Source organism: Bellilinea sp. (genome assembly GCF_053501535.1).
The window spans coordinates 1-9,956 of the sequence record NZ_JBRCOK010000004.1; the positions used below are offsets into that span (position 1 = coordinate 1).

7 protein-coding genes and 1 pseudogene are annotated in these 9,956 nt (G+C 58.0%); 1 reads left to right on the plus strand and 7 read right to left on the minus strand.

The window, feature by feature from the left end; all coding sequences use genetic code 11:
• The 3 genes and pseudogenes from ACWIZX_RS00255 to ACWIZX_RS00265 all read right to left on the minus strand — a co-directional run.
• A pseudogene (locus tag ACWIZX_RS00255) lies at positions 1-204 on the minus strand (hypothetical protein); the annotation flags it as partial.
• A 186-nt stretch (positions 205-390) separates the two neighbouring features.
• Positions 391-1,263, minus strand: coding sequence for a DUF547 domain-containing protein (locus tag ACWIZX_RS00260; RefSeq protein WP_448334430.1), 873 nt, complete (start codon positions 1,261-1,263; stop codon positions 391-393).
• 83 nt (positions 1,264-1,346) lie between these two features.
• Entirely contained in the window at positions 1,347-2,615 is a 1,269-nt protein-coding gene (locus ACWIZX_RS00265) for an MFS transporter (protein ID WP_448334431.1), read from the minus strand.
• 136 nt (positions 2,616-2,751) lie between these two features.
• On the opposite strand from ACWIZX_RS00265, the gene ACWIZX_RS00270 reads away from it, so the two are divergent.
• The gene (locus tag ACWIZX_RS00270) at positions 2,752-3,930 is read left to right on the plus strand and encodes a threonine synthase (protein WP_448334432.1); all 1,179 of its coding nucleotides are present in this window, start codon (positions 2,752-2,754) and stop codon (positions 3,928-3,930) included.
• 4 nt (positions 3,931-3,934) lie between these two features.
• Here ACWIZX_RS00270 and ACWIZX_RS00275 read toward each other — a convergent pair whose 3' ends face one another.
• The 4 genes from ACWIZX_RS00275 to ACWIZX_RS00290 form a co-directional block, all read right to left on the minus strand.
• Positions 3,935-6,565, minus strand: a complete 2,631-nt coding sequence (locus ACWIZX_RS00275; protein ID WP_448334433.1) for a S8 family serine peptidase — start codon at positions 6,563-6,565, stop codon at positions 3,935-3,937.
• Positions 6,566-6,714: 149 nt separating this feature from the next.
• Positions 6,715-7,953, minus strand: coding sequence for a trans-sulfuration enzyme family protein (locus ACWIZX_RS00280; protein WP_322794444.1), 1,239 nt, complete (start codon positions 7,951-7,953; stop codon positions 6,715-6,717).
• A gap of 61 nt (positions 7,954-8,014) precedes the next feature.
• Positions 8,015-9,475: a potassium/proton antiporter gene (locus ACWIZX_RS00285; RefSeq protein WP_448334434.1), complete on the minus strand. Its 1,461-nt coding sequence runs from the start codon at positions 9,473-9,475 to the stop codon at positions 8,015-8,017.
• A gap of 159 nt (positions 9,476-9,634) precedes the next feature.
• Positions 9,635-9,956 (minus strand): carboxylesterase family protein (locus ACWIZX_RS00290; protein ID WP_448334435.1); only part of this gene is annotated, 322 nt, incomplete at its 5' end.

Here is a 9,956-nt window from a genome sequence, read left to right on the forward strand (position 1 = left end):
TTCTTGGGTGGGGGGTTCGACAGGCGGTTCTTCTTCTGGCAGAGTTCCCGGTTGGGGGGATGACGCAGCGGTTTCGGATGTCCCTTCCACATATTCCATCGGTGATCCAGTTCCACCAACGGGTTGCCCGCAGCCGGCGCACACTTTCATGTCTGCTTCCAGCGGCGCGCCGCAAAATTGACAAAACTTTAAGTTTTCTATCATGATGTTCTCCTTTATGGGGTGGATGGTCAACCCCCACAATTGTTCATTATCATTTTAACGAAAAAACCTTAAAAAAGTTGTAAATTTTGGTGAGGATATTGTTTCAAGATGATGATAAACCTCTGGGGGGCAAAAGAGGGGAAAAATCAACCTTTGAACGGCGGGGGAAGATGTTCCCTTTGTCAATCAAAGGCGATTTAATTGCCAGTCATACGGACGGTAGAGCAGGTTCACCGACCGGCGATTTTCGACAAGCCAGCCGCGGCGAGGATCGCCTGCGGGTAAGAAGCGCAGCAAAAAATCAATCACTCCCTCAACACCCCCAAAATCCTGCTGATACCAGCGAAAGATGCTGGAAAGTCGCAGGCCGGTTTCTCCAACTCGTTCGATGTCCTGTTCGACAAAATGAGCGGCCGCCAAATCCAGTTGCTGGTCAAGGTGCGTTGGGCGGTAAACCCCAATTGGCGGGCAGGAACGGCTGGCACAATTCAGGGCAAAATGAATGCGCGCATCCACGCGCGGCAATGCCCATGCCAGGCGTGGGTCATTTTTGGCAAACTGCGGGCCGGGTAAAAATGGGTGACCGCGGTTGGCGCGTAAAATGCCGTGTTCAATGTCATCCAGTGACAGCCGCTGACCGCCCACGCAGTAGGCTGCCTGCCGAAAGAAAGCCAGGCCTCCCCAGCGTTCACTGACTGAGGTGTGCACATTCAGCTCGATGACCGCATGCAGCGCCAGCACATTATAAAGGTTAATCCAGAAGCAGATTTGCTCGGCGCGGTTGCGAAGCTGCCGTGGGTCGAATCGGTTCAGGGCAATGGTCAAATTGCGGAAGTCGCGGGTAAACAGGGAACTGGAACGCAGCCACTGGTAATCCACCTCTTTGCCGTCCGGCGAGATGGCATCCCCAATCAAGCGGTTGAGCAGCAACCGCAAGGCTTCATCCAGTCTTTCCATGGGAGCAGGCGGAATTTCCTGCCCCGGCGGGTTGTTCAGCACCCGTTGGGGGTGGCTGCCGGTCAGTCCATTCAGTAAAAATTCGCGCAGTTGGATCAGCATGGGCATTTTCCGCTTGAATGGTAGCCGAAAATTGCCCCAAATACAAAGGGTTGTGTAAACTCTATCCCTGGGGTTGGGAGGTATCAATCGGCGCTACTGCGCGCACCTGCCAGAACGGGTTCGTCACCGTTGAAGCGGCGCAGCTCCGGCCAGCGCCAACCCACCAGACCAACCGCCAGAATGCAACCCAACCCGCCGGTGATGATGGCAGCCGGCACGCCAAACGCCTGAGCCACCACACCGGCTTCGATTTCGCCCAGTTGCGGCCCGCCCATGAAGAAAATTTGATTGATGCTCACCATGCGTCCCCGCAGAGCATCTGGCGTCTGCAGCTGACGGATGGTGTTGCGCAGGATGGTGGAAACTGCATCGGCTGCGCCAATCAGCATCAGCGCCAGGAAGGTCAGCCAGAACCAGCGCGAAAGACCAAAGATCATTGTGGCGGCGCCGAAGACCAGTACAGCATCCATCAGGATGATGCCCTGCCTGCGGAGATTGCTGCGTTGGGAGAGTGCCAGGCCGGCGATAATCCCGCCCACGGATTGAGCACCCGCCAACCAGCCGTATTCAACCGGCCCGACCCGGAGAATATCCTGTGCCACGAATGGCAGCAGTGTGTTGGCCGAGGAAAAGAAAGTGGCTAAAAAGTCCAGCAGCATCGAGGAAAGGATGATGGGTGAATGGAGGATGAAGCGGATACCCTGCCGGATGGCGGGCCAATCAATACCACGTTTGGCGCTGAGCCGGGCTGCAGCCTGCTGGGGTACTTCTCCCATGGCGATCAGCGCAGCAATGACTGCCAGATAAGATATGCCATTCAGCAAATAGGTAAATTCCTGTCCAGCGTAGGCAATGACTACGCCGCTCAATGCCGGGCCGACGATTGAGCCGGTGGTCATGGCAATAGAGTTGAGGCTGAAGGCGCTGGGCAGGTCTTCTTTGGGCAGCAAGTTGGGAATCAACGCCTGCCGCGCCGGGGTATCGAAGGCAATCGCGGCAGCTTGCAGGGCAGTCAGGACATAAACATGCCAAAGGCGGATCATTCCGAAAGCGGTCAGACCGGCGAGGATGAGGGCGGTCAGCATCATGACCGATTGAGTGGTAAGCATCAGCCGTCGGCGATTGTGCCGGTCAGCCATGAGGCCGGCAAACAGGGAAAGCAGTAAAATGGGGATGAAGCGGGCTACGCCCACCCCGCTGACGGCTACCGGCTGATCGCTGAGGGTGCGAATGTGCCAGAACAAAGCCCACAATTGCATTTGTGAACCGGCGACTGAGATGAGCATTCCAGCCCACAGCAGGGTGAATTTGCGGTGGCGCAGCGCAGGCGGAAGATGCAGGAATGGTTTCATGGTTTTCAAGTCTGCTCCCCAATTAATTTGAACGCGCCTATCTTATCCCTAAAGCAAGCGGTTGAAAAGGCTTGCGGCATTATAATATCGCCAGCAGGTTTTCCGTTTTCCAACTCTACCCGCGAGGATGATTGCCTTGTCCACCTCAACTCCCTTTTCCTTCCTGACCCATCTTGAATGCTCCCAGTGTGGTGCATCCTTTGATGCTCAACGGTTGCAAACTTTCTGCCCGGACTGCCAGACACCCCTGCTGGCACGTTACGATCTGATGAGCGTGGCAAAACAGTTGAAGCGCGAGCAGTTTCAGACCCGCCAGCGGGGGATGTGGCGCTGGCACGAACTGCTGCCCGTTCAAAGTGAGGATCAAATTGTTTCACTGGGAGAGGGAGATACACCCATCCTGCACCTGCCGCAGCTGGGCAGTGAACTGCACCTGCCGCACCTCTACCTGAAGGATGAAAGCCTCAACCCGACCGGCACCTTCAAAGCGCGCGGCTTGTCGGCTGCCGTTTCGCGCGCCCGCGAACTGGGCGCGCAATGTCTGACCATTCCCACCGCCGGAAATGCCGGCGGTGCACTGGCAGCCTATGCTGCTCGTGCCGGTCTGCCTGCTCAGGTGTTTATGCCAGCCGATACGCCGCCTGCAAATATCGAGGAAACGCGCATTACCGGGGCCGAGGTCAGGCTGGTGGATGGACTGATCAGCGATGCGGCGCGGCTTTCGGTGGAGGCGGCCCGTCAAAGCGGCGCTCTGGATGTTTCGACCTTCAAGGAGCCCTATCGCATGGAGGGCAAGAAGACGATGGGGTATGAAATTGCCGAGGCTTTTGCGTGGAGCTTGCCGGATGTGATTGTCTATCCGGCCGGCGGGGGAATGGGGCTGGTTGCCATCTGGAAGGGACTTGGAGAATTGCGTCAGCTGGGCTGGCTGGACGGGGAAAAACTGCCGCGCATGGTGGCGGTGCAGGCAGCCGGCTGCGCGCCGGTAGTGGCTGCATTTGAAAAGCGCGCCTCAACCTGCGAATTCTGGCAGAACGCCCAAACGCTGGCTTCCGGCTTGCGCGTGCCAAAAAGCTTTGGCGACCGGCTTATCCTGCAAACGCTGTACGAAAGCGGCGGGTTGGCGCTGGCGGTCAGCGATGATGAAATCCGGCAGGCTCAGCAGGAACTGGCGCGCCGTGAGGGAATTTTTGCCGCACCGGAGGGGGCAGCCAACCTGGCTGCTTTGCATCATCTGGTTAAAAGCGGCTGGCTGCAGCCGCGTGAACGCATTTTACTGCTCAATACCGGCACGGGGCTGAAATATCTGCGCTGATGTGCTACCGCCCAGCGTTGCCGATGAGAGGGAAGTAATATTGATAGGGAGCGTTGATTTTTACCTCGACCAGAATTTGGGTGAGGATTTCGTCGCCGCTATGCAGTTCCAGCACGGCGCGGTGCATTCCTGGCAGCAGACCCTCACTGTTCACGGTGAGGTGGAGGGGAATGGTCGAGCCACCTGGCAGACTGCCGCTGTCCGGTTCAATTTGCAGCCAGTCGGTTTCCTGCCAGAGGGTCAGGTCATCGAGGAAAAAATTGGTCGTTGCGGAGGTGGTTTGCTGCGAGTAAATCTTGAGATTGTGGCTGTTACCATCTGCAAAGGCAGATAGATCCACCTCATGACGGCGGTAATCGGTTTGCCAGCAATGAATGCCGCTGACATTTTGACGCCAGATTTCGTTTTCGTCCACCAGTATTTGAATAAAATCGGCCGGGTTGCCGCAGCCTTTCACCTGCAGGTAAAAGCGTAAAAACCCCTTTCCGGCCGGCAGCCTGAAGGATTGTTCCAGCCACCCTTCTTCGGTTTTGGATGCCCCGCCGAACCATGCCCACCACTGTCCGCTGTGGGGCAAAGCCGAACCGTAACCGCCGCAGGTTGAAACGCTGCACAGGGGCGTTCCGAACAAGAGCGAGTACTGCCGCCATGGGCTGCTGGAAGAGTTGCCCAGCTCAAAGCCGCCATCTGCCAGCAGAGGCGGTTGATGCAGTGTCCGTTTGACAATTGAAAAGGGGGTTTCCTGCCAGCCCTGGTTGGAAAGACTGATGCTGTGGGTCGTGCTTTCGCCGGTTTGTAATTCCACCTGAAAAGAGCTGCTTTCTGCTTGCAGACAGGGATGGTCGGAGAGGAGGTCGAAATTCTGCACTGTGGTTTGACTGGCGGGTAAAGTCAACCAGACTTCCTGTTCAATCATCCCCTCCGCAGCAACTGTCAGACGGTAGCTGCCCGGGCTTAAAGTCAGCAGGTAAGTTCCATCCGCGGCGGTGGTGGTGATGCGAACGGGCTGGTCGGGTGAATTAGCGCTGTAGGCCGTGATTGTTGCGCCCTGCACGGGTAGAAATTGGAAAGCATCACAGACCTGACTGCCGCGAACCAGTCCCTGCAGGGTTGCTGTGTTGGCACAGTGGTTCTGAGCTGCCTGCACGGCTGCCAGTGCGTTGATTTCTCCCCAACCAGCGGCATAATTGGGCAGGTTGGTCGGCGTTGCGGGCGAGCCGTCGTCGTAATACACCGGCGTTGCAGTTTGCTCGATGATCGTTTCGGTGAGGGCGTAATTGCCCACCAGACAGGGGGCCGCCTGCCAGATCAGCGCCACCAGACCGGCTACATGCGGCGCTGACATGGATGTGCCTGACAGCCAGGCGTAGGCGGTATCGGTACCCGCAAAAGCCGAACGGATGTTGACCCCCGGCGCCAGCACCTGAGGTTTGAGGCTGGCAAACCCCTGGCGGGGGTTGATGGTATCGGGGTTGTCGGTTGGCCCCCAGTTGGAATGGGCTGCATACTGCCCGTTGTTGTTACCGCTGGAACCCACCCCGGTCACGCTGCCGTAACGGGCCGGGTTGCCAACCGTGTTCAAGCCGGGTGGAAAATCATAACCGCACCCGCCGGCATTGCCGTTCGAAAATACCGGGTAAATGCCGGCCGCCAGCCAGGCGTTCACAGCGCTTTGAAACCAGCCATCGTACTTCCTCCCGCAATCTCCCCACGAGTTGTTGACCACCTGCGGGCGCAGGTCGGGGTTGGGCTGGCTGCCATCGGTGCGGGTGGGCGCCAGCACAAATTGGGCGCAGGCCAGCAATTGCGCTTCGCCGCAGGTGTTGCCTTTGCAGCCGCGGCAGGCAATCCAGTCTGCCCCCGGCGCGATGCCAATCTGATTGTTGCTGCCGTCTTTGCCGATCATGATACCCATGGTGTGTGTGCCGTGACCGTGAAGATCCAGCGGAGCGGGTTGTTGCAGGTAAGGATCGAACCAGTTATAGTCGTGAGAAAAATTGCCCCCGCCCAGATTGCCACGGTAGGCGTTGATCAGCGCTCGATGGGTGTAGCGCACACCGGTATCAATGCTGGCAACGGTCAGGCCGCGGCCGGTAATACCCCGCTGCCATACCTGCGGCGCCTGAATGTGAGTCAGGTTCTCCTCCACGGCTTGAACGGTCACGGCCGGGAAGAGCGGGCGCTGGACATCATGTAAGTAAATTTGGCGCGGCGCGCGGATGGATTGAATTTCGGGGAAATTCAGCATCTGTTGTAATGTTGCTTCCCCGGAAGATTCGACATAAATGGCATTTTGAATCCAGAAGGACTGGTAATTAACTCCCAGGCGCTGCAACTCCGTTTGAACGCGTGCCTGGGTGAGTTGGGCGGCGCGCCTCAATTGATCGTAGACATATCGGCCGCGTTCCTCCCAATCCATCAGGGTGGCGGGGGTGAGGTCCGCTGGTGCGTCGAACAGGATCCAGTAATCGGCGCTGCCCTCTTCCTGAATCTCCTGCAGGACTTCGATATCCACCGGGGGTTGATCCGCTGGCAGAATCGAATCGGCATCGGCCTGAGGCGGAATGGCCAGCCAACCGCTCAGCAGCGCAATCAAAACTGCAAAAATCCAGATAAAACCTGACCGCCCTTTCACTCTTTCCCTTCTATGCCAATCGTTATTAAACAATAACACGCTTAGGGTAAATTTACCTTAAAAAATCTATAAATTTCAGGTTTGTCAACATCTTAAAAAGCCGCTGCAGGTTTGCGCAGCGGCTTTTAGTCGGTTAAAACGGCTTTAACTCAGGCGTATGCCAATGCCTGATCCAGATCGCGGAGGATGTCTTCGACATTTTCCACGCCAACCGAAAGGCGCACCAACCCATCGGTAAGGCCGATTTTCAGGCGTTCCTCGCGCGGCACATTGGCGTGAGTCATGCTGGCCGGGTGTTGAATCAGGGTGTCGGTGTTGCCCAGCGAAACGGCGAGGGTCATCATTTTAACGTGGTTGAGCAAAGCTTCACCGGCTGCCAGTCCGCCCTTCAGTTCGAAGGACATCATCCCACCGAAGGCGTACATTTGCTTTTTTGCCAGTTTGTGATCGGGGTGAGATTCCAGTCCCGGATAAAAGACCCTTGCAACTTTGGGATGGTCTTCCAGATAACCGGCAACCTGCATGGCATTTTCGCAATGGCGCTGCATGCGCAGTTCAAAGGTGCGCAAACCCAAATTGGTCAGCCAGCAGTCGAAGGGGGCAGCCGTTCCGCCAAGCGTCTTGAGCAGGCTGGTGAGGGGGCCGTGTACCCAATCCACATGGCGACTGACAGCTGCTCCACCGACGATGGTGCCGTGACCGGACAGGTATTTGGTGGTGGAGTGCAGGACAACATCGGCTCCCAACGAGAGCGGGCGCTGAGCATATGGGCTGGCAAAGGTGTTATCCACCATCACCCAGGCGTTGTGGTGGTGGGCAATTTCGGCTACGGCTTTGAGGTCCACAATCGCCATGGTGGGGTTGGCCGGGGTTTCCACATAGGCCAGCACGGCGCTGGGGTTTTGCTCAAAGGCCTGCTGCCAGGCCTGCGGCTGCAGATCACGCAGCCAGACAACCTTTACGCCGTAACGCGGCAAAATTTGATCAAGAAAAGTGAAAGTCGCGGCGTAGAGGGCCTCCTGGGCGATAATCGTATCACCGGCTTTGACCCGCGCCAGAATGGCGGTGGTGATGGCAGCCATACCGGTGGCAAACACCTGACCGGCGACAACCTCGTCAGGGCTGCGCTGCGGTTGAGCGCGCAGGAGGTCCAATCCTTCCAGGGCGGCAATTTTGCCCGCCAGTTGAACCTGATTTGGATTTTTGATGCGCGTGTAGGTGAATCCGCTGTCTTCTCCTTTGAAGATTGCGGCACCCGTAGCCACATCCGGAAAGCCGAAGGTTGAAGTCTGGAAGATGGGTGCCACGTGCGCGTGGTAGGGGTTTTCCCCTTCGTTGAAGTGATTGACCAGCGTACCAATGCCCTGTCTGGAATCAAAGTTCCCCATTCGTTTCTCCTGATTAAGGTAGAGTGATAGGAGTATTATATCGCCGATTGTGTTTTCTGCCTCAGGACGGCGGGCATAATCGCCGGCAGACTTCCTCAAACGTTGCGGCGTCTGCCAGCGCCAGCAAGGTATCACCCGGCTCGATGACTGTGCCGCCGCTGGGCATCACAAAATCGTTTTGACGGGCAATTAAAACCACCAGAAAATCATCCGGCAGGCCGAGTTCTACAATGGCTTTTCCCGCCATCGGCGAATTCGGCGGTACTGCCAGTTCCTTCAATTCGCTTTTGAAACCGCCGACCGGGGTGAATTCAATTGGATAAATCCGTTTGGGGGCGGCCGGCGCATCCAGTTTTAACCAGCGTGCCGCCGGTGTGATGGTGGTGCCCTGAAACAGCACCGAGGTGAGCACCACAAAAAAGACAATGTTGAAAATCAAGTCAGCCTGCGGGATTTGTGCCAGCAGTGGAAAAGTTGCCAGAATAATGGGTACCGCACCGCGCAGTCCAACCCATGAGATGAACAACTTTTCCCGAAAGGCAAACTGGCTGCCGATCAGGGCGATTAAAACGCTGAGCGGACGGGCAAGCAGCATCAAAGCAGCGGCAATCAGCAATCCGCTGCCGGTAACCGAAACCAGCCGCGAAGGAAAGACGAGCAGACCAAGGGTGAGGAACATGGCAATTTGCATCAACCAGGCCAGCCCGTCATGAAAGCGCAGCAAACTGCGGCGGTGAATGAACTCGCGGTTGCCCAGCACAATGCCGGTCAAATAAACGGCCAGAAAGCCGCTGCCGCCGAGAATGGTGGTGATTCCAAAGGTGAGGAAAACCAGCGAGAGGGTGAGTACCGGGTAAAGCCCCTCGTACCCCAGGCGGATGTGGTTGATCAGCCAGACCATGATCCGCCCCATGAGCAGGCCGATCAGCGCGCCAACCAGCATTTGCAGCGCAAATAAGCCGATCAGGTTGAGAGGGGAACGGTTGGGGAATTGAATCAACTGAATGATGCCGACGGTCAGGAAGATGGCCATCGGGTCGTTGCTGCCGGATTCCATCTCCAGCAGCGGCTCCAGGCGGCCTTTCAAGTTGATGCGGCTGGAGCGCATGGCGGCGAACACGGCGGCGGCGTCGGTAGAGGCGACGATAGCGCCCAGCAGCAGACCCTCGGCCAGCGTGAAATCGAGCGCAGCGTGGGCGAAAAGGCCCACCAGCGCGGCGGTGGCCGCCACGCCCAGCGTGGACAGCGACAAGCCGGACCACACCACTGGGCGGATGTCGTCCCAGCGCGTGTCGAGGCCGCCGGAGAACAGAATGAGCACCAGCGCCAGCACGCCCAACAATTGGGCCACCCACGGGTCGTTGAGCGAGCTGAGGCCCAGCGGCAGCTCGGAGACGGCGATGCCGATGCCGATGAACAGCACGAAAGCCGGCACGCCCAGCAGCGCCGACGCCTTGCTGGCGGCAACGCTGAGCAGCACCAGCACGGCGGCGATCAGCAGAACCAGTTCGACGGGCAGCAAACGCTCCCCCTCCTGTAGACTGAACCAGCGTTTAGCGCTTCGTCCGGTAAATCCCCGTTATTGTTCAACCTCACCCCCTAACCCCTCTCCGTTTGGAGAGGGGGAGACCCACGTCGGCGGGGCGGGGGCAGGGTCAGCACGGCCGATCAAAGACTTGTATCAGACAGAGCGTTTATGGCGCAGCAGCCAGGTGTAGAGTTTGGGGTTGGCGTAGGTCTGCGTCCACGAGTCGTGGCCAACGCCCTGGTAGATCGTCAGGCGGGCTTTGCCGCCGGCCTGCCTGACGGCCTGCACCATTACGCGCGACTCGCGCGGGTGCACGACACTGTCTTTGCTGCCGTGAAAGGCCCACACCGGCACATCCTTGAGCCGGTCGGCCATCCAGGGCAGGCCGCCGCCGCACACCGGCGCGATGGCGGCGATGCGCTGCGGGCAGCGGGCGGCCAGATACCACGTACCGAAGCCGCCCATGCTCAGGCCG

What these genes read in the sequence shown, in the direction of transcription:
- ACWIZX_RS00260 (WP_448334430.1), bottom strand. Translation starts at nt 1,263, where the DNA reads ATGCTGATCCAACTGCGCGAATTTTTACTGAATGGACTGACCGGCAGC.
- ACWIZX_RS00265 (WP_448334431.1), bottom strand. Translation starts at nt 2,615, where the DNA reads ATGAAACCATTCCTGCATCTTCCGCCTGCGCTGCGCCACCGCAAATTC.
- ACWIZX_RS00280 (WP_322794444.1), bottom strand. Translation starts at nt 7,953, where the DNA reads ATGGGGAACTTTGATTCCAGACAGGGCATTGGTACGCTGGTCAATCAC.